At 67.9% G+C, this 18,732-nt stretch carries 14 protein-coding genes, 1 tRNA gene and 3 pseudogenes; 10 read left to right on the top strand and 8 right to left on the bottom strand.

Features of this window, described 5'->3' with window-relative positions; genetic code table 11:
- The first annotated feature begins 47 nt into the window (after positions 1–47).
- The 4 genes and pseudogenes from ACWCQ6_RS03370 to ACWCQ6_RS03355 form a co-directional block, all read left to right on the top strand.
- Positions 48–1,985 carry an alkyl/aryl-sulfatase gene (locus ACWCQ6_RS03370; RefSeq protein ID WP_451085075.1) on the top strand — a complete coding sequence of 646 codons (1,938 nt, stop codon included), beginning with the start codon at positions 48–50 and terminating at the stop codon, positions 1,983–1,985.
- 204 nt (positions 1,986–2,189) lie between these two features.
- Positions 2,190–2,687, top strand: coding sequence for a hypothetical protein (locus ACWCQ6_RS03365; RefSeq protein WP_451085074.1), 498 nt, complete (start codon positions 2,190–2,192; stop codon positions 2,685–2,687).
- A gap of 657 nt (positions 2,688–3,344) precedes the next feature.
- The gene (locus tag ACWCQ6_RS03360; protein WP_451085073.1) at positions 3,345–4,208 is read left to right on the top strand and encodes a hypothetical protein; all 864 of its coding nucleotides are present in this window, start codon (positions 3,345–3,347) and stop codon (positions 4,206–4,208) included.
- Positions 4,209–4,540: 332 nt separating this feature from the next.
- A pseudogene (locus tag ACWCQ6_RS03355) lies at positions 4,541–5,030 on the top strand (tyrosine-type recombinase/integrase); the annotation flags it as partial.
- Between the two features lie 254 nt (positions 5,031–5,284).
- On the opposite strand, the gene ACWCQ6_RS03350 reads toward ACWCQ6_RS03355, so the two are convergent.
- Positions 5,285–5,482, bottom strand: a complete 198-nt coding sequence (locus ACWCQ6_RS03350) for a hypothetical protein (RefSeq protein ID WP_451085072.1) — start codon at positions 5,480–5,482, stop codon at positions 5,285–5,287.
- 20 nt (positions 5,483–5,502) lie between these two features.
- On the bottom strand, positions 5,503–6,258 hold the full coding sequence (locus ACWCQ6_RS03345; protein WP_451085071.1) for a GntR family transcriptional regulator: 756 nt from the start codon (positions 6,256–6,258) through the stop codon (positions 5,503–5,505).
- Positions 6,259–6,336: 78 nt separating this feature from the next.
- On the opposite strand from ACWCQ6_RS03345, the gene ACWCQ6_RS03340 reads away from it, so the two are divergent.
- The 4 genes from ACWCQ6_RS03340 to ACWCQ6_RS03325 all read left to right on the top strand — a co-directional run bounded on the left by ACWCQ6_RS03340 (position 6,337) and on the right by ACWCQ6_RS03325 (position 8,414).
- Positions 6,337–6,615 (top strand): hypothetical protein, encoded by a 279-nt coding sequence (locus ACWCQ6_RS03340; RefSeq protein ID WP_384221412.1) that lies wholly within the window; start codon positions 6,337–6,339, stop codon positions 6,613–6,615.
- Between the two features lie 529 nt (positions 6,616–7,144).
- The gene (locus ACWCQ6_RS03335; protein WP_124722763.1) at positions 7,145–7,369 is read left to right on the top strand and encodes a hypothetical protein; all 225 of its coding nucleotides are present in this window, start codon (positions 7,145–7,147) and stop codon (positions 7,367–7,369) included.
- Positions 7,370–7,377: 8 nt separating this feature from the next.
- A complete protein-coding gene (locus tag ACWCQ6_RS03330) occupies positions 7,378–8,109 on the top strand; it encodes a GntR family transcriptional regulator (RefSeq protein WP_451085117.1) in 732 nt (243 codons plus the stop codon).
- Positions 8,106–8,414, top strand: coding sequence for a hypothetical protein (locus ACWCQ6_RS03325; protein ID WP_451085070.1), 309 nt, complete (start codon positions 8,106–8,108; stop codon positions 8,412–8,414). Before ACWCQ6_RS03330 ends, ACWCQ6_RS03325 begins: the two co-directional genes overlap by 4 nt.
- A 440-nt stretch (positions 8,415–8,854) precedes the next feature.
- Here ACWCQ6_RS03325 and ACWCQ6_RS03320 read toward each other — a convergent pair whose 3' ends face one another.
- Both ACWCQ6_RS03320 and ACWCQ6_RS03315 read right to left on the bottom strand, forming a co-directional pair.
- Positions 8,855–10,036: an SLATT domain-containing protein gene (locus ACWCQ6_RS03320; RefSeq protein ID WP_451085069.1), complete on the bottom strand. Its 1,182-nt coding sequence runs from the start codon at positions 10,034–10,036 to the stop codon at positions 8,855–8,857.
- A gap of 654 nt (positions 10,037–10,690) precedes the next feature.
- Positions 10,691–10,967: pseudogene (locus tag ACWCQ6_RS03315) on the bottom strand (NUDIX hydrolase); the annotation flags it as partial.
- Here ACWCQ6_RS03315 and ACWCQ6_RS03310 point away from each other — a divergent pair.
- Positions 10,966–11,076 (top strand): annotated as a pseudogene (locus ACWCQ6_RS03310) (tyrosine-type recombinase/integrase); the annotation flags it as partial. The pseudogenes ACWCQ6_RS03315 and ACWCQ6_RS03310 overlap by 2 nt on opposite strands.
- A gap of 76 nt (positions 11,077–11,152) precedes the next feature.
- On the opposite strand, the gene ACWCQ6_RS03305 reads toward ACWCQ6_RS03310, so the two are convergent.
- Together ACWCQ6_RS03305 and ACWCQ6_RS03300 are read right to left on the bottom strand one after the other, a co-directional pair.
- Positions 11,153–11,228, bottom strand: a tRNA-Arg gene (locus ACWCQ6_RS03305).
- A gap of 157 nt (positions 11,229–11,385) precedes the next feature.
- A complete protein-coding gene (locus ACWCQ6_RS03300) occupies positions 11,386–11,727 on the bottom strand; it encodes a hypothetical protein (protein ID WP_451085068.1) in 342 nt (113 codons plus the stop codon).
- 96 nt (positions 11,728–11,823) lie between these two features.
- Between ACWCQ6_RS03300 and ACWCQ6_RS03295 the strand changes: the two genes are divergently transcribed.
- Complete coding sequence (locus ACWCQ6_RS03295) at positions 11,824–15,309, top strand: AAA family ATPase (protein ID WP_451085067.1); 3,486 nt, start codon at positions 11,824–11,826, stop codon at positions 15,307–15,309.
- A gap of 86 nt (positions 15,310–15,395) precedes the next feature.
- On the opposite strand, the gene ACWCQ6_RS03290 is transcribed toward ACWCQ6_RS03295, so the two are convergent.
- Together ACWCQ6_RS03290 and ACWCQ6_RS03285 are read right to left on the bottom strand one after the other, a co-directional pair.
- On the bottom strand, positions 15,396–17,300 hold the full coding sequence (locus tag ACWCQ6_RS03290; RefSeq protein ID WP_451085066.1) for a glycoside hydrolase family 5 protein: 1,905 nt from the start codon (positions 17,298–17,300) through the stop codon (positions 15,396–15,398).
- A 337-nt stretch (positions 17,301–17,637) separates the two neighbouring features.
- Positions 17,638–18,630, bottom strand: coding sequence for a LacI family DNA-binding transcriptional regulator (locus ACWCQ6_RS03285; RefSeq protein WP_451085116.1), 993 nt, complete (start codon positions 18,628–18,630; stop codon positions 17,638–17,640).
- Positions 18,631–18,732: the final 102 nt, after the last annotated feature.

Genomic DNA, 18,732 nt, shown 5'->3' with positions numbered 1-18,732 from the left:
ATGGGCCGAGCCCACCGGCCCCGGAGTCCTCTGCGAGGGAGATCGACATGCCCTGGAACACCGAGACAAGGCCCGCGGAGCCGGGGATCGACACCGCCGAGACCAAGCCCGCGGAGCCGGGGATCGCGGAGGCCAACCGGTCGGTGCGGCGGCGTTTCCCCTTCGACGACGACCAGGATTTCCAGGACGCGCGGCGCGGCTTCATGGGCACGGCGCCGGAGAGCGTCGTCCGCGACGCCGAAGGACGCACGGTGTGGGACCTGGATGCCTACGGCTTCCTGGCGCAGGACTGCCCGGACACGGCCAACCCCAGCCTGTGGCGGCAGAGCAGACTGTGTTCCGACCACGGCCTGTTCGAGGTCGTGGAGGGCATCTACCAGGTGCGCGGCTTCGATCTGTCGAACATGACGCTCGTCGAGGGTGAGCGCGGCGTCCTCGTCATCGATCCGTTGCTGTGCGCCGAGACGGCCGCCGCGGGCCTGGCCCTGTACCGCGGCCATCGCAGGGACCGGCCCGTGACGGGTGTGCTGTACACCCACAGTCACATCGACCACTTCGGTGGCGTACGCGGTGTGGTGACCGACGAGGACATCGCGGGCGGCGTACCGGTCCTCGCCCCGCAGGGCTTCCTGGAACACGCCGTCAGCGAGAACGTCTACGCCGGTACGGCCATGGGCCGCCGTGCCGCCTACATGTACGGCGCGGCGCTGCCGAAGGGGGAGCGCGGGCAGATCGGCGCGGGGCTCGGGCAGACCACCTCCACCGGTGCGGCCGGCCTGATCCCGCCGACGGTGGACATCACCCGCACCGGGCAGACGGAGACCGTCGACTCCATCCGGATGGTCTTCCAGCTGACCCCCGGCACCGAGGCACCGGCGGAGGTGAACATCCACTTCCCCGACCACGCGGCGCTGTGCATGGCGGAGAACGCCACCCACAACCTGCACAACCTCCTGACCCTGCGCGGTGCCCAGGTCCGCGACCCGCGGGTGTGGGCCCGCTACCTCACCGAGGCGGTCGATCTCTTCGCGGAATCCAGCGAGGTCGCCTTCGCCTCGCACCACTGGCCGGTGTGGGGCCGCGAGCGCGTGACGGCGTTCCTGGCCGAGCAGAGCGACCTGTACGCCTACCTCCACGACCAGACCCTGCGCATGCTCAACCAGGGCCTGACCTCCGTGGAGATCGCCGAGCGGATCCAGATGCCCCCGGCCCTGGAGCGGGCCTGGCACACCCACGGCTACTACGGCTCCGTCAACCACAACACCAAGGCCGTCTACCAGCGTTACCTGGGCTGGTTCGACGGCAACCCGGCGCATCTGTGGGAGCACCCGCCTGCCGAGTCCGCCCGCCGGTACGTGGAGTTCATGGGCGGCGCCGACGAAGTCCTGCGCCGCGCCCGGCAGTCCTTCGCCGACGGGGACTTCCGCTGGGTGGCCCAGGTCGTCAACCACGTCGTGTTCGCCGACCCGGACCACGCCGAAGCCCGCGCTCTCCAGGCCGACGCACTGGAACAGCTCGGCTACGGCAGCGAGAACGGCACCTGGCGCAACTTCTTCCTCATGGGAGCCCTGGAACTGCGCCACGGCAAGGTCGGCACCCCCATCGACACCGCGTCTCCCGACCTCCTGGCCGCGCTGACCCTGGACCAGCTCTTCGACGCACTCGCCATCCGGCTCGACGGCCCGCGCAGCTGGGACGCGGACATCGCCGTGCGCTGGAACCCGAAGGGCGGTGACCCGGTCACCCTGCGCCTGCGCAACGGCGTCCTCGGCCACGTCACCGGCACCGGCCCCGCCGCGGCCGGCCCGGACGTCGAGATCACCCTCGACGAGGCGGACCTGCGCGCCGTCCTGCTCGGCACCGTCACCCCGGCCGAACTCGCGGCCCGGGACACCGTCAAGGTCGTCGGCGACATCGGGAAGCTCACCGAACTGCTCGGCCACCTCGGCGACCCGGACCCGGACTTCGCCATCGTCACACCGTGACCCGAAGGCCGGACGGCCCTGCGGCGGACAGGAACAGGGCCTGGCCGGCGACGACGTGCGAGTCACCGTAGAAGGAATGAAGGACCGCCCCCTCGACGGGGATCTCCTCGTGCGTCCGCTGGGGGACTGCTGGACCCCCGCTCTGTGCCTGCCGCTAGAGTGCGATGCTTGTTCGATTTTCCGCGGGGCGGAGGGGGAGGCTCTGTGAGTGCGCAACTGAGAGACACGGCCGGTGAGTTGGCGGAGATATTGTGGCGGGAACACACCGTGTACCGAGAGCGGTCCGGCGGTGTGGTCATCCGGGGTGAGCATGTACGGCGGTGGATCAGCCTCGCTCCGGCGGGGGGCCGGGACGAGGTCCTCGTGCGCGCGGGGCGCATCCTGGACGGCGGCACCACCGCTCCGGCGCGTTCGGAGGCTGTGGTGCCCCTTTCCGCCGGTACAGGCGTGCTCGCCGCGACCTGCCGTCGCCTGCTCGCCGAGACGGCGGCCGATGTGGCACCGGTCGCGCCAGGACGGGCAACGCCCGGGCGGTCCAAGCGGTCCAATCGGTCCAGGCGGTCCAAGCGGTCCAATCAGTCCGGGAAGGCCGCGCGGCCCAAAGGCAGTGGGAAACACACCAGTTTCGGTTCATGGGTGATCCTCACCTGCGTCGCCGGTGTGATCGCCCTGTACGTCTACAGCACCGCGATGCACGGCTGACCAGTGCTACAGGGGCAGATCAGCCTGGCCGCACGGGAAGGGGCGTGTCGCCGGCCCTTGAACGACCCCTATCGGTTGATGAAAAGCGACCCCTTCGTGCTGCTGGACCGCCGTGAACGGCTGCCCCGCATGTGGAGGCACGGGTCCGGTCAACCGCTCGCTCGATCTTCGCAAGATGGGCTGCAACGATCGGGATTGCCTCGTCGTACTCGCTGGGGTCCGCGGCCATGGGCTCAGCCGATCAGCACCGACCGATCGGGTTGAGGCCGGCGCCAAGCCATCAGCTTGGGAAGCTGCGGTCATTTGGGATTGGTTCAGGCGCTGACCTGGGTGAACGGTCTAGATGGGGCCTCGCCGGGCCAGGCTGCTTTCCCCGTGCTTCCCCGCTGGATCTGGTGCGCTTGTGGTGCGGGGTCCTCACATGCCGTATGCGCTCCAGAGCCTGTTCGGCCGTAGGGAGCACCGCGCAGGGCCATAAGGCGCAATCCGGGATGAAGTATGTGATGTCGTGCGGTACATGGGGCACCTTTCGCTTGCCCTCCCGCCCGCGGCGCCTCATCGCCCCATCCTGTTGGCCGGACGTTCGCGGCGGGCGACTTCAAAAGGAGTGACATGCTCACGCGTAAGTCCCTCGCTCGGACCGCCAAGGTGCTCTGTATGGGCACCGTCGCCACGCTGGCCCCCATCGCGCTGGCCACCCCCGCTTCGGCCGCGATTCTGCCCGTGGCGTGCAGCGAGGCCGCCTTGCAGAGCGCCATCGAAACCGCCAACAGCATCCCTGGAAGCGACACGCTCAACCTGGCGCCCCGCTGCACTTACCGGCTGACCACCGAGCTGCCCGCCATCACCTCGCCGATCGTCATCAACGGCAACAGCGACACGATCACCCGTGTGTCGGGAACGTTCCGTATCCTCACCGTGGACGGCGGCAACCTGACCCTGGTAGGAGCCACCCTCACCAACGGCGACGCCACGGGCAGTTCGATCCAGAACGGCGCCGGTGGCGCCATCGTCGTCACCGGCAATGGCTCCCTGAGTCTTATCGGCGCCCTGATCGCGAGGAATCACGCCAACTTCGGCGGCGGCATCAGCGTTTTCGGTGGCTCCCAGGCGCAGGTGAACGGGAGTGCCTTCACGGGCAACACCGCCGCAGTGAACGGCGGCGCCATCGCCAGCGACGGCAGCACGGCCGTCAGCTTCAGCAACCTCAGCGGGAACACGGCCGGCAACGTGGGCGGTGCCATCGCCAACACCGGAACGCTGACGGTCAACGGCAGCACCCTCATCAACAACACCGCGCCGAACGGCGGCGGCGGTCTCGCCAACGGCGTAACCGCCCAGCCAGGCGGAACCTCCACCGTGACCGCCAGCGTCATCAGCGGCAACTCGGCCAGCGGCGTGAACCCCGGCGGCATCTACAACAACCAGGGCACCGTGACCCTGCGTATCACCGTGGTCATCCGCAACACCCCGAACAACTGCCTCAACAGCCCGACCACGGTCCCCGGCTGCCGCAACTGACCTCCGGCACCCGTCGCCGACTACCGTCGCGCGGTCCGGTGTGCACCCGACACAGATCTTGAGAACCCGTCGTGACAGCGATGCCACCATGGGCTCAAATCCCAAACCCACCGCGCAGGTTGAAGGCCCCTGGCCAGCAAAATCGGTCGAGGGCCTTCGTCGTGCACGTTGCCTGTTGATGACCGCGATTCCCGTGAATCCTCGGTCTATCAGGCACGGATGGGGCACAGTCGCACGCGGGCTTTGAGGTTGGTCCTCATCCTTATCAGGTCGATCACGGTGGCCAGTGATCGTGACCAAACCGGTCGACGCCGAAGCCCGGCGAACGTTGACTGCGCCGCCGCGATATCGACACCGCCGGGCGGGTGGTCCTGGTCCAGCGGGCTCAGGCCGAGATGCAGAACGGTAGGCTTTTCGACAAGGCTCCGAAGCCGGCGGCCGGCGTCCGTCCCGTCGCCTTCCCGGTCGAGATCCTGGCCGACGTCATCGAGCACCTGGAACGCTCCGCGGGTGCCGGTCGCGACGGCCACGTCTTCCTCGGCCCCCAGGGGGACAGCTGCGGCGCAGCAACTTCCGGGACGGCTGGATCAAGGCGCGCAAGAAGGCGGGCATCGCTGCCGATGTCCACTTCCACGATCTGCGGACACGGGGAACAACCTGGTCGCTGCTACGGCGAGCACGCGTGAGCTGATGACGCGCATGGGGCACAGCACCGCCCGCGCCGCGCTGATCTACCAGCACATGACGGCTGACCGGGACCGTGCGATCGCCGATCGGCTGGGGGCGGTGATCCGCAAGCAGCAGGGGGACGCCGGCACGTAGTGACACGTACATGGCACGGCCTGATCATGCGAAAGGGCCAGTTCGAGAGGATCAAGCCTCTGAACTGGCCCTTAGTGCTGTGCCCCCGGCAGGATTCGAACCTGCGACACCCGCTTTAGGAGTTCGATCTACGCCCGCCCCTGGGGCCGTCGACGGCTTGTCCGACGGTCGCCCGGGGGCGCTGCCGTATGCCGCCGTTCGGGCTCGTTGATGTCAGCGGTGGATGTCAGGTTCCTTCGCCTGGCCTGTCCTCTCTAGGGCCGACGGTAGGCAGACGCGTCGACGCCATGCTCAGGCATCCTGCTGAAGGTCACGTAAGTGGGGTGCTCGGGATCGCCGACCTCCATGAGGGCGAACAGATCTAGGTCATGGTTCGCGAACCGATGCAGGTACTGAAGGAACAGCTCCAGTTCGTCGTCGGACAACCGTTCCTCGTGCCGCTCGTTGCGCATGTGCTGCCCGCCTTGTTCGGCTATCGATTGATGGGGATCTCGTAGACGACCTCGCACAGGGCGGCGGGCACCACAATGTCGGCCGTCTCCACGGGATGCCCCTCGTCGCTGTAGTACGTCCGTCGGATGTGCGTGACGAGTGCGGCCTTCTGGATGCCGAGTAGCGACGCCTCCTCGGCGGTCGCCTGCCTCGGCTCGGGCTGCTCCACTGAATGGCTGACGGTGACCCCGATCGTGGCCATACGGTTCACGACGCCCGTCCCCGCATGAGGCCCTCCTTCGGGCAGGACGATGAGAGTGCCGGCGGTGAGGTCGTACGGCTCCCAGCTCGTCGACAGCTGCACCGGCCTGCCGTCCGCCAGGAACTCGTACGCAGTGCGCACGCACAACTCGCCTTCAGTGATGCCGAGTCGCGTCGCGATGTCTGCAGGGGCCGGCACTTTGGCGTCCGTCCGGCTCTCCCAATCCCCTTGTCTGCCAACGGCCTTCATGTCGGTCCGGAAGGGCGACCCGGTCGTCTGCTCGCGCGCCGACGACCGCACCACCCGCACCCGCTGTCGGGGCTCGGCGACATAGGTGCCGGAACCGGCGCGACCCTCCAGCACTCCTTGGGAGATCAGCAGTTCCTGGGCCCGGCGGACCACGTTCTCGCCCACGCCGCACTCCTGGCCGATCTGAGACCGGGAAGGCAGGCGGTCTCCCGGCTCCCACACGTGCTCAACGATCCGCCGCCGGAGTTCGTCGGCGATGCGGAGATAGGGCGGCTGCTCAGGCATATGGAAAATCTAGTCCACTAGCTCTAACCTAGTTAACTAGCTTCACTAAAGGTGATCGCTGGTGACGGAGGCTGCCCTGTGCCCGCTTCGGGAGTTAGCGCGGCGGCCATCGCTGCCCGACTGTCCGCCCTCGGGCTGCCCGCGCGAACGGAGGAACGAACCCGGCATACGTCGGTGGAAGCGCAGGTGCCCGATGCGCTCTCCGCCGAGTCATGGCGGGAGGTTCTTGCCGCGGTGGCTGAGGCTGATCGGTTCGGACTTCTCGCCACCAGCTTGAACGGCCGCACCTTATGGGCGGTCGTACGCAAAGAGGTCCCCGCGACGGGCGATGTCGGGGGACCGAGCTATCAGCGATAGGAGCTGAACAGCGTGCTCAACCGTATCCGCCGCGCCTTCGCTCTCGCCAGGGTGCGTTACTGCTCAAAAGGCAGGCACCGCCGCGCGTTAACGCCCTCCTGCCCTCCGGCGTCCCCACTCGCCTCCCATGAATCCGTTGGCGTGCCGGCTCCCTTCCTGGGCTGGGCAACTGCCGACGTGGCGCCCCACCGAACCGTGCTCAGGGGGGAAGACGTCGCGCTCGTCCGCCCGTACGTGCTGGCGTCGGAAAGGCGCGTTCGGGCAGGCGCGATGATCACTGCTTCTCACCTGCCGCCGGATGGCTGGGCGTTCCTCGCGGGAGGCCACTGATGCCACCTCGTCGACAACCACACGTCTCAGGTACCTCAGCCGTCTCCTATCGCTCAACCGATTGCAGGATCGGCACACACGCCTCCTGCACGGAATCCTCCCCGGCCTTGGTATCGGACGACCTCCCGGTGATCTGCGAAGCGTGTGACTGCCCGTGTCACTCCTCTCCTGGCCCGTCCACGCCCACGGAGGTGACGCGGTGAGCGCTTGGGCCCCTGGCGGCGTGCTGGTCTCCAGCATCGAGATCACTGCGGCCACCGTTCGGCGAGGCGACGTCATTCAGCTTGGCGGCCAGGCCTGCCGGGTGGGAGATCTCATTCAGCTTCCCCAGGGAGCGAAGCAATTGCTCTTCGAGTCGGGTGAGCTGCTGACCATGCACGCGCGTACCCGGCTCGTAGCCATGCGCATGTTGAGAAGGCGGTGACCGGCTCCATGCGCTCACGCCACCGCGACATTGCCGACGACCTTCGTCAGCAGATCACCACCGGCCGCATTCAGCCCAGCGAACGTCTTCCGTCCGAAGCCAACCTTGCCGACCAGTACAAGGTCAGCACGGTGACCCTGCGGAGAGCCCTCGCCGTGCTCCAGAGCGAAGGCCTCGTCGAGAAGATCCACGGCAAAGGCAACTTCGCCCGTCGCCCTCACCGCAAGATCTTGTACGTCGGCGGCTGGGGCACTTTGGACCCGTGGACAGCCGCTGAGCCGGCATTGCGCGTCACTGTCCGCAGCACCACCGTTCAGGCCCAAGCACACCTCACGGCCCTGCTGAAGGTGCCCGCAGGCAGTCCCATCGTGGAGACCACCTGCATCAGCCACGAAGGGGAGTCTCCGCACGGCCTGGCTCGCATCTACATGCCGCGAGACCTGGTCCCGGCCGGAGTGCTCGATGACGACTCCATGTGCCGAGACGCAGTCACAAGATTCGCCGTCCTTGCCCCGCCGCCGACCGCTCTCCGAGAGACCGTATGCGCTCGTCCCTCGACACCGGACGAAGCATCGACCCTTCGCGTCAGCCCGGCGTCGGTCGTCCTATCCATCACCCGCATCGCCACCGACTCCACCGGTCGAGTCATCGAAGTCACGCTCTTGGCGTTCCCCGGGGATCGCGTAGACGCCGTCTTCACTACCCACCCCGTGACCGACGAGAGGCAGACCCAAGAATGACAGCACCGAACGAACTACGACTCCTCCCGTGGACGGGCCCGGACGGCAAGCCGTGCTACCTGAGTACCGACGACCAGGGCGGCTACGTGTCCCGCCTGGCGGACAACATCGAAGCGGTCCAACTCGGCACGGCGGCCGGACTGCTGGAAGAGGTCTCCGAAACCCTCGACGACGAGGACGCGACCCTTGACGAGATGCGATGCCTGGTTAAGGAGCTGACCGGGGCTCTGCGGGACATACTCCGCGTCGCAACCAGCCGCGGCCGCCTCCTGGCGGCGAGCGAACCGCGTGAGCCCGCCTACTGATTTACGCTCCCGCTGACCTGCACAGCAAGAGAAGCCCACGGCTCTGACCAGCTCAGACGTCGTGGGCTTCTGGCGTTGTCTGCCGACTTCGGCTGACCTTGGACAGCCCAGGACCGCTTCGTCCCGAAGCAATTGGGTCCGCTCGCTGTCCTTAGGCTGCTGTGCCTGTTACCTGCGCTGATGGTCCACTGACGTCCACGGGTGTTCGCGGTTGTGTGTCGCCGTTGTCACGCAGCTAGACACTCAGGCGTCGTGCGATCCCTCACTCCTCGCCAGGCGGTTCGAGCAGGTCGCGGGTGAGCCGGGGGACGGGGTGTACCGGAAGTCGACTTCGTCTGACCCGGTGGGTGCTGCCTAGTCAACTGCGAAGAAGGGATTTCCCCTCACACGAGGTGCCGCGTCGTTCGGGCTGGCCGTACTGACTGCCGTCCTACTGCGGGTCAGATGACGTCGGCCTGCCCCTGATGCGGCTGCTCCAACTGTTGTTCCCGCTTGCGCTGCTCCACCCGCAGCATCTCTACGTTCTCCGCGAACCTCTCCAGGTTTACCGCCGCGTCCGCATCCGAGTATGGCGCAATGCCCAGATCGAAGGCCGTGACGTGCTGCTCTACCTGGTCCGCGGTCTGCTGAAGGTTGTATGCCCGCTCACGAAATTTAAAATAGCCCGTCACCGCAGTTGCGAACGCCAGGAACGACCCCAGCACGATCAGGATCGTCTTACCCGGCTGCGGGGTCTCCCAGAAAGCCGTAGTCGCCGTGGTGCCCACGGACGCGAAGAACACCCCCCACTGGAACCAGTTATGAATACGCCGGTAGAACCGCGTATCCCGCCTCAGACGCTCCACCACCCGCGGTATGCGCTCCCGGTAGCTGTTCCTATGCTCCCGTGTGGGGCGCGCCTGTGAGGCGTTGAGGATCCATCGGTCATGGATGATCTCCAGTTCTCTGCGGAGCAGAAACACCGACCTGACACCGTGTTTCTCGTCCTTCACCCGCAGAAGGAAGCCGACCAGGAACACCACCACTAGGACCAGCATCACCGCGATGGTCACGATGTTGAACGTACGTAGGTCCGGCACTTCTTCCGGCCACAGGTTTCCCCACCCGGCCACTGCCAGAACTAGCGGCGTCACCGCAAGTGGTCCCAGCCGGAGCCATCGCGACAGAAGAGCCCTGCGTATACGGCGCTCCGCTGTCGCTACGTCCCGACGGTAGGTGATAACGCTGTTCGCGTACTCGTGCTGTTGAGTGGGCTCTAGGCTCCATCCGTATTCTCGTTTTGGGTCATTGAGGGATTCAATGACCTCTTCAACGAGGCGGCCCCAGGTGGAATCCGAGTCCGCGGTGAAAAGGCTCTCAAGTCGTACGTACCGCTTGTATCGGTCAGGTGACCCATACCTTCGATGGAAGACGTATGCGCCGTCACTGGCGTATCTGACCTGCCTGGCTATTTGGACATCTATGGTCCACTTGAGTTCTTCTCTATCGGTCTTCCAAGCAGCGGAGAGGATCGCGGCTACGCCCTCCCAGGTCAATACGAAGTCCTCGGGGAGGGGGGTGAGCATGCCGGCCTCGGATAGCCGCTGGTCTTCGTATTCGAGGTGACGCAGGACATCACCCACCCACGGTTCGTAACTGCCAGCGGTCTCGGGTTCATATTCGCGCGGCACGTCGGTAAGGCCAGACATCTTGGAGTGGCTCCCGGTCGAGGGTGGTGGTGTGCGTCGATGGCACGCTACCGCCACCCTGTTCTCCACAAGCGCATAACTCTCGTGCTGGGGAGTGGAGTTGCCCACCCCTGCCCCTGAAAGGCGCCTCAGGCCTCGCGCTTGCACGCTCGCTCAACCCACCACTTACCCCAGCTCCCATCCCGTCCGCCTTCGACCCACACTCCGTGGAGCGGTCGTGGTTCAGGGCGTCAAGGTGGAGCGCGCCACTGTACGAACGACCTTGACGCCCTGGGCCGCGACTGCTCGGCTCTGCCTGGGTCGAAGGTGGTCGGGATGGGAGCCTCACGACGCTCGCCCCGCTCCGGCCGGCACTTGCGAACGGTGCCCCGTCCATCCCGGAGTCTGAGCGCCCCCGCCGGAGGCACCCTCTTGAAGTCGCGGGCTTGGTTCTCGTCTCATGCCCCTCGGGCCTATCCAGTTGTGGGCGCGCGTCGGCGGCGGCAGCGCCGAGCGGGCCGAAGGCAGGAGCGCGGGCGCAGCCAGAGCCGGGAAGCGCGCCCGGCGGAGCGGAGCGCAGCCGGGTGCCTTGATGAAGTAGGGAAAGTCTTATCCCGTTGGGATGAGGTGCTTGCCGTCGCGGCTTCGTACGCGGGGGCCGTTGCTGTCCAATGCGTCCAGAAGCCTGATTGCGTAGACCTCGGGCATGCTCGCTGACCTCGTCGGGTGTGGGCCATGAATCGGCTGTGGACTTGCCGGAGGTGCGTTCGGTGCTGCCGGAGGGCTTGCAGCGAAAGACCAGGGCGGCGATGCCTCGGGTCGTGTTCTTGTAGACGCCGGTGAGTTCGTCCACCTTGACGTGGGGTCCTGTCTCTTCCCAGACTTCGCAGATCAGCATCACCACGGATGTGTGCACGCACGTCGTCCGGAACACGCAGCGCGAAGCCATGAGGCACATGGACCGGCTGCTCAGGAGGCGTCCCGGTCGTCAGTGACCGCCGCCGTTGATGTCAGATCTGGATGTCAGAAGGGGTCCACCTCCGAAAATCCGGAGGTGGACCCCTTCTGAACTGGTGCCCCCGGCAGGATTCGAACCTGCGACACCCGCTTTAGGAGAGCGGTGCTCTATCCCCTGAGCTACGAAGGCGAGGCGGGGATCTGTGGGAAAAGTGTAGGGAATAGCAGGAATGCTGCTGATCCCGGACGCATTGCCCCACTGATCCAGCGGCGCGCCAGCGGAGTGGCACACCGCCGCCAGTGTAGCGGGTGGGGCTGTGCGGGCGAGGGGGTTACCCCGCCCGGCGTCAGGAGGACAGCTGCCCGACCTGCGGCCGGGCAGCTGTCCTCCTGCGAGGCTCACGTGCTGTGCCGACGGAGATGGGGTTGGTCATCCAGGCGAAGTCGAGGTGGATGGGCAGGGCTCCGCGTCGGCGGAGACGGCCCGACGGGTGAAGGCCCTCCGGCCCCAGCTGAGTCTGGGGTGCCACTCCCACCTGTACGAGCTCGGGCCCCCGTGCGGCCAGGTACGGGCCTGGCGGACCGAGGCCGACGATCTCGTCCGAGAGCTGGCCCACTGACTGGCCGATGATCTCGTCCGAGAGCTGACCTGCTGACTGGCCGACCATCTCGTCCGAGAACCGATCCACTGACTGTTCGTCACCATCTGGTTTCTGATAGTTGTTTCAGCGGGGTACGGGCACATGCCCGTGGCGGTGTCCCCCGGCACCGCAGGGAGGACGCACATGAGCACCATCACTCGGGACGAGATCCTCGCCGGCGAGCAGCGGGCGGTGGACCACGCGTACGACTGCTACGCCACGAAACTGGCTGAGCTGAGCGGTACCTCGGCCGCCACCGCCTCGGCGAGCGGCAAGGACGGGATCGCCAACCGGGCCGAGGCGGAGGCTCGTGCAGAGGCCTACGGAGGGCTCGGCGACGAAGCCCTGGTCTTCTCCCGTGTCGATGCGCCGGAGGACCCGGGAGGAGACCCCCGTCCCTGGTACATCGGGCGCCGCGGCGTGCACGACGCCTCGCACGAGCCGGTGGTCCTGCTGTGGACCAGCCCCCTGGCGAAGAGGTGGATCGAGACCCGGCCCGAGAATCCGGGCGAGGTGGTCCTGCGCCGGCAGCTCCGCTGCGTGCAGCGGATCGTCGAGAGCTACTTCGACGAGATCTGCCGGCCGACGCCCGCTCCCGTGCCCTCGGCCGTACCCGAGCCCGCCGCCGTACCCGAGCCCGCCGTCGTACCCGAGCCCGCCGCCGTACCGGAGCCCCGTCGGGCCGCCGATGACAGCGCGGCGGAGGAGACGGACGCGTCCCCCGTCCCGGAGCGCACGTCGGCCCCCACCTCCGGCGATGTCGTACGACGCCGGCGGCGGAAGGCGCTCCAGCCGGACGACTTCCTGCTGCGGGAGCTCCAGCGGTCGCGCGGTGGTCGGATGCGGGACATCGTCGAGACCATCCGCCGTGACCAGATGGAGCTGGTCACCGGCTCGCCCTCGGACATCCTCGTCGTGCAGGGCGGCCCCGGTACCGGTAAGTCGGCGGTCGGTCTCCACCGGGTGACCTGGCTCGTCAACAACGAGCACTTCAAGGCCCAGGACATCCTCGTCATCGGCCCGCACCAGCGGTTCCTCGACTACGTCGGCCAGGTCCTCCCCACCCTCGGCACCCGGGACGTCAACGCCGTCCAGCTGGACCGGCTGTGGGAGGGCGAGATTCTCGGTGCCGACCCGCCGAAGGCGCGTCTCGTGAAGTCGGACGAACGCATGGCGGCCGTGCTGCGGCGCCGCGTCGAGAGCGACTACCGCCCCGAGGCTCTCGACGCCCTCACCGTCGCCCCCTCTTTCGAGGGCGACGAGCCCGCGATCGTCGTCACCGCGGGCAGTACGACCCTTCGCGTGCCGAAGTCCGAGGTCCTCGCCCTCCTCGACCGGGCCCACGCCGCCGACGGGCCCTTCCGGGAGCGGCGCGACCGTTTCCGCGGCCTCTTCGTCGACCGGCTCCTCCAGGAGCTCGCCGACATCGCACCACGCCGCGGGCAGGCCGGCACGATCCGCCGCGACCTGGAACGCAACCGCCGGGTCGAGCGCCTCGTCGAACGCGTCTGGCCGTCCCCCGGACCCCGGGAGGCCCTTCGCAGCCTCTACGACTCGGCCGACCTCCTGCGGGACTGCGCCGACGGCATCCTCGACGAGGACGAGCAGGCGGCCCTGCTGCGGGCCCGCGCCGCCAGCGCCGACGCCGATCCGTGGACCCTCGACGACCACGTCTGCCTCGAAGAGCTCCGGGTGCTGATCAGCGGCGACAACCCACCGCGATACGGCCACATCGTCGTCGACGAGGCACAGGACCTCACGCCCATGCAGGCCCGCTCCCTGCGGCGGCGCTGTGCCGTGGGCGGCTCCATGACCGTCCTGGGCGACCTCGCGCAGGCGACGGGCGCCCACATCCCGACGAGCTGGGACCTGCTCGGCGCGCTCCTCTCCGACCACGGCGACTGGAGCGTGGCCCAGCTCACCACCAGCTACCGCGTCCCCGCCGAGATCATGGAGTTCGTTGCTCCGCTCGCACGGACGATCGCTCCGGCCCTGCCGTACCCGCAGGCTGTCCGGGAGACGGGAGCGAACGCCGTACGGACCGTGGCGACCGAGCCGTGGAAGCTGCTCGACGACACCGTCGCCCACGTGGCCCGGCTTGCGGACACCAGTGACGGCAGCACCCCCCGCTCCGTGGCCGTCATCGTTCCCGACGACTCGGACTGGCTGGACGCCATCAGCCGCAGGATCGGCGAGGACGGCGACATCGGCGAGGACGGCGACATCGGCGAGGACGGCGACATCGGCGAGCGGAACCGTGAGGCCGTCTCCGTGCTGGCCGCAGCTCAGGTCAAGGGCATGGAGTACGACCACGTCCTGGTCGTCGAGCCCGCCACGATCGCCGACCGCGGTCCCGCCGGGCTGCGCCAGTTGTACGTGGCCCTCACCCGCAGCACCCAGAGCCTGACCGTCCTGCACACCGCCCCGCTGCCGGAGGCGCTCACCGGTTCCGGGGACACCGAGGCACCGACGGCGCCCGATGCCCAGCTGGAGGGCGGCGGGGTCGGAAGGCTTCCCCGGATCGGTACCGATGTCCGGGTCGAGGTCGTGGAGCGGGCCCCGGGCGGTCGCTTCAAGGTCAAGCCGGTGTCGCCGGTGATCGACCGACCGCTCGTCCTCACCGTCCGCCATGGATCGGTTCCTCCGCTGCGGGGCGAGACGCTGGACTGCTGGGTGCTCGCCAACGAGACGACCCAGACGGTACTCACCGCCGACCAGCGCGGTCGCTCGCCCGTTTCGGAGCGGATGGCAGGACGCTACCTCGCGGCACTGGATGTTCTCGGAGAACTGACCGAGAGCGACGGCGACGTCCCCGACGCCCGCATCCGGCTCTCCGAACTCCAGGGCATGGCCAACCGCATCCTCCGACGGGACCAGGCCGACTGGGTTGACGTGCTTCACCTGTTCGGCGATCCGAACAGAGAACGGCTCGGAGTTCTTCGCGACCTCGCCGCGACCACCAACCGTGCGCTCAAGGAGGGCACTTTCGACGCGGACCGGCTCGCGAAGGGGCTGGCAGCTTCCGATTGGGCGGGGTCTCTCGCTGAAGCGCGGCGAGAGCTCCAGGAGCGCTTCGGCACGACGACGAAGCCTGACTCCGACGGCGCGGTCCCCGCCGTCCCGACGCAACCCGATCAGAAGGAAGAAGTGCAGATGACCACCGCGGACACCACCGCCGCAACACCGGCTGTGACGGCGAAGGACGGCTTCCTTCGCGCGCTGGAGACGGCCGCCGACACCGACCGCGCGTGCAGAAAGCACGAAGCGGTTCGTCACGCGCTGAAGGCATCACTCCTCTGGGCGGACCTCCAGCCGGCCGATTCACCGGTCGTCGACGTCAGCTGCGTCACCCAGCACGGTCTCTTCCTCTACGAGGCCTTGGGCGCAGGCTGCTCCACCTATGCGGACCTGCGATCGGGCGCCACCCGCCTGCTCGAGATCAACCACACACTGCCCGCCCCGGCCGACGGTCTCTACCTTGTTCTCTCCGAACCGCCTGCCGAGGACTGGTCTGTGGACACGATTCGCGACGTCTTCCATGTCAATGTCATCTGGCGCAGCCCGGTCGGCTGGGGTGGAGAGAACGCAGACACCGCGTTTGGTTCCTTTGGCGTGAGCAACTCTCAATAGTTGTAAGCCTCCCGCCGGGGCATCCGCCATGCTGCGGTCGGCGGCCGCGTCCCGCCACTGCGGTCGGCGGCCGCCTTCCCGTAGGGCTACAGCTTTCGGCAGAGCAGAGCGTCGGGCGTCTTGCCCTTGACGAACGCGCCGGTGAAGGCGATGCCCGCCGCGTACTCGTCGGTGGCGCACTGGCCCTTGTAGTTCCCGGAGGCGAATTCGCCACCAGGGTTGCCGACCGGGCGGTTGTCACCGCGGTCGAACCACACGGTGCGGCCCGTCGTCGGCAGCGCACGTGACGCGGCGGAGCACAGCACACCGGAGACCGCCTGGCCGCGGATGCTGTATCCGGTCATGAACTGGTCCCGCGGGCACTGGAACTTGGTGTACCCGGAGGCCCAGTCCCCCTGCTGGACGTACCGTTCGTCCGTCACGACGGTGAATCCGACTGCCGGGTCGGCGAGTCCGGGCGCACCCGCGTCGGTGCACAGGGTGCGGCCGTCGCGGTGGGACACGCCGGTGATCCGCTGTCCGTCCGGGCATACGCCCTTGCGGGCTCCAGGGTCCCAGTCACCCTGGGAGCGCACCCGGAGGGACTGCACGGCGTCCGCGTGGTCGAGGTTCAGCATGTTCCAGCGCTGGTCCACCGGTACCGGCCCGGTCTTGCCGGGCGCGGAGACCAGCCGGTTCCAGTCAGCGGTGCGCCAGTCGCCGCCGTCGAGGATGCCGGAGCGCTTGCCGTCGGTGTCGTAGTCGAGCAGCTTCCAGCGCCCGTGTCCGGTGAAACCGACCAGCGGCCAGTATGCGAAGTCGGTGTCGTTGGCCATGAGGTAGTCGACGAAGTTGCCGAACCAGGCGCGTGCCTGCGGGTTGGTCTCGTCGGCGCCGATGCCGAACTCGCTGATCCACAAGGGTGCGGTGTAGTGCTGCCCGGTGTCGGAGGAGACGAAGAACGCCTGCCGGTGCAGCGTCGCGAACAGTTCGTCGCGCGAAAGCTCCTGGTAGCGCCAGTCGTGCGTCTCGCCGGTGCCGGTCGCCCCGGTGTGGTTGGGTCCGGTGTACCCGTAGAAGTGCGCCGAGTAGACGAGTTTGTTCGACGCCACAAGCGTGTGCGAGAGCATCCGTGCCGGTTCCAGCGTCGGTCGCCCGTGCGGCAGGCCGTCGGCGGGGATGCCCTGCCAGTTGATGCCCTCGACCATCACCAGGAGGTCCGGGTCGGCCTCGGTGAGCAGCCGGTCGCCGAGGCGCTGGGTCGCGGCCCACCAGTCGTGGCCGTCGCCCAGGCCCCAGTTGGCGTCGTCGGTGACCGTACGCCGTACCTCGTTGTACAGGTCGGCGCCCACGACGCGCTTGTTTTCCTTGTACCGCTTGGCGAGGAACAGCCAGTCGGCTTCCCACTGCGCGGTGCTCTGGCTGGTGTTCCAGCGCTCGTTGCCGTCCAGGCCACAGCACCAACGTGATGTGACGGTGTGGTTGTTGAGCACGACGGCGAAGCCCTCGGCGGTGGTGGCGTCGATGACCGCGTCGAACACCTGGAGCGGTGTCTTGCCGCGGAGTTGGGGGTTCGCGGCGACCGCCGCGTCCGAGACCGGGCGTTGGTCGTGCAGCATCTCGTTGGAGAACGGAAGGCGGATGCTGTTGATGCCGAGCGCATGGAAGTCCGACAAGATGGTGGCGATGGGCGCCCGGTCGAGGCCGAGCGGCACCTGATCGGACTTCTCCGAGTCGTGGTGGTTCGCGGGGTCGTTGATGTCCCCCGATCCGTTCCACGAGCCCTGCGCGCCCTGCCAGTTGGCCGACTTGAGTTTGAACCGGTTGCCGTCGGCGTCGACGATGTACCGGCCGCGTGTGCTGAGGGGTGGCTTCCAGCTGTCCGCGAGGGTGGTGCCGGCCGTCGTGGCCGTTTTGTCGGCGTCCGGTGCGGGGGATCCGCCGGCCGGAGCGGCCAGCACTGCGGCCAGCAGGCCTCCGGCCAACAGGGCCCCAAAAAGGGTTCTCTTCACGGTGTCCTTCAGCGGTCCGGGGTCATGCCGCAGCCTCAAGGAGGCTGCGATGCGCGGTCGACCCGGTGGATATGGGTGTGAAGCGGTAGTGCGTGATGGAGCGGTGGATCTGCCTGGGCCGCAGGACGGCCGAGGAGCACTCGGGCGACAACGTCGCGGAGCCGGGGTACGCGCTGCGCCGGTGGAACGTGCGGCACTCTCGAGTTGCGCCCCTTGAGCGAGAGTTCCGAACACTGCGGCAAGAGCTGTTCACGCTTGGACGGGACCGCACCGCCGGGCGAAGCCGGACCGTGTGCGGTCCGTTTCAGGTATGGCCGGCAGCCGAAATCTCGTCCGTTCAATCGGTGTTGGTCGGTGGCGCGGTGCTGTTGCGCACGATCAGTTGCGGGGCGACGGAAGTCACCGAGACCTGAGGTGGGCGACCGCTGCGGATCTGGTCGAGCAGCAGGGTGACCGCGTGCCGCCCGATCTCCTCGAAGTCCTGGTGGATGGTGGTGAGCGGCGGAAGGAAGTGCGCGGATTCGGCGATGTTGTCGAAGCCGACCACGCTCACGTCGTCGGGCACCCGGCGCCCGGCTTCGTGCAACGCGCGCATCAGGCCGAGGGCCATCTGATCGTTGGCCACAAAGACGGCAGTGATGTCAGGGCGGTGGGCGACTTCGCGGCCGACGCGGTAGCCGCTGTCCGCGGTCCAGTCGCCATAGAGGGCCGGCGGGACGGGGCAGCCGGTGTCCTTGAGGATGTGATGCCATGCCTCGGCGCGGCCGCGAGCCGGATAGGAGTCCTGCGGGCCGGCCAGGTGCCAGACGGTGCGGTGCCCGAGGCCGAGGAGGTGACGTACCGCAAGACGGGCGCCTTCCGCCTGATCGGTGTGTACGGCGGCGTATCTGTGGGTGCCGTCACCGTCGTTGACCACGACGGGCAGGCCGGTGGGCAGGCGCAGCGCGGGGGTGTCGAGGATCTGCGCCTCATTGAGGATGATCCCGTCAACTGCCTGCTTGGTGAGGCGCTCGAATGCCTCACGCACTGCTTGTTCGGTCTGGTCCTGCACAGTGACGATGCTGACCGAGTAGTCGATGCGCTGAACGGCGGAGACTATCGACTCCAGGGTGCGGGCGTTGCCGTGTGCCTGGAGATCGAAGCTGATGACGCCGATCGCGCGGAACTGGCCGGTGACCAGCGCGCGGGCCGCGGTGTTGGGGCGGTAGCCGACCATCCGCATGGCGTTGAGGACGCGTTCGCGCGTGGTGTCGTCGACGTTGGTGCGGTTGTTGGCGACGCGGGACACGGTCTGCGCGGACACGCCGGCGAGGGCTGCCACGTCGGCCATGGACGGGGCACGCGTGCGCCCCGTCACGGCTTCCACCGTCCGTCCTGCGCCATGGATCGCTTCCTCTCATCTTCATCACCCAGCGCGGGCGCTGATCACTGA

The organism is Streptomyces sp. NPDC001880 (assembly GCF_053594575.1).
Note: the sequence above shows the minus strand (reverse complement) of the source record. Positions and strands in the feature narration are given on the sequence as shown.

What these genes read in the sequence shown, in the direction of transcription:
- ACWCQ6_RS03370 (WP_451085075.1), top strand. Translation starts at nt 48, where the DNA reads ATGCCCTGGAACACCGAGACAAGGCCCGCGGAGCCGGGGATCGACACC.
- ACWCQ6_RS03360 (WP_451085073.1), top strand. Translation starts at nt 3,345, where the DNA reads ATGGGCACCGTCGCCACGCTGGCCCCCATCGCGCTGGCCACCCCCGCT.
- ACWCQ6_RS03350 (WP_451085072.1), bottom strand. Translation starts at nt 5,482, where the DNA reads ATGCGCAACGAGCGGCACGAGGAACGGTTGTCCGACGACGAACTGGAG.
- ACWCQ6_RS03345 (WP_451085071.1), bottom strand. Translation starts at nt 6,258, where the DNA reads ATGCCTGAGCAGCCGCCCTATCTCCGCATCGCCGACGAACTCCGGCGG.
- ACWCQ6_RS03330 (WP_451085117.1), top strand. Translation starts at nt 7,378, where the DNA reads ATGCGCTCACGCCACCGCGACATTGCCGACGACCTTCGTCAGCAGATC.
- ACWCQ6_RS03325 (WP_451085070.1), top strand. Translation starts at nt 8,106, where the DNA reads ATGACAGCACCGAACGAACTACGACTCCTCCCGTGGACGGGCCCGGAC.
- ACWCQ6_RS03295 (WP_451085067.1), top strand. Translation starts at nt 11,824, where the DNA reads ATGAGCACCATCACTCGGGACGAGATCCTCGCCGGCGAGCAGCGGGCG.
- ACWCQ6_RS03285 (WP_451085116.1), bottom strand. Translation starts at nt 18,630, where the DNA reads ATGGCCGACGTGGCAGCCCTCGCCGGCGTGTCCGCGCAGACCGTGTCC.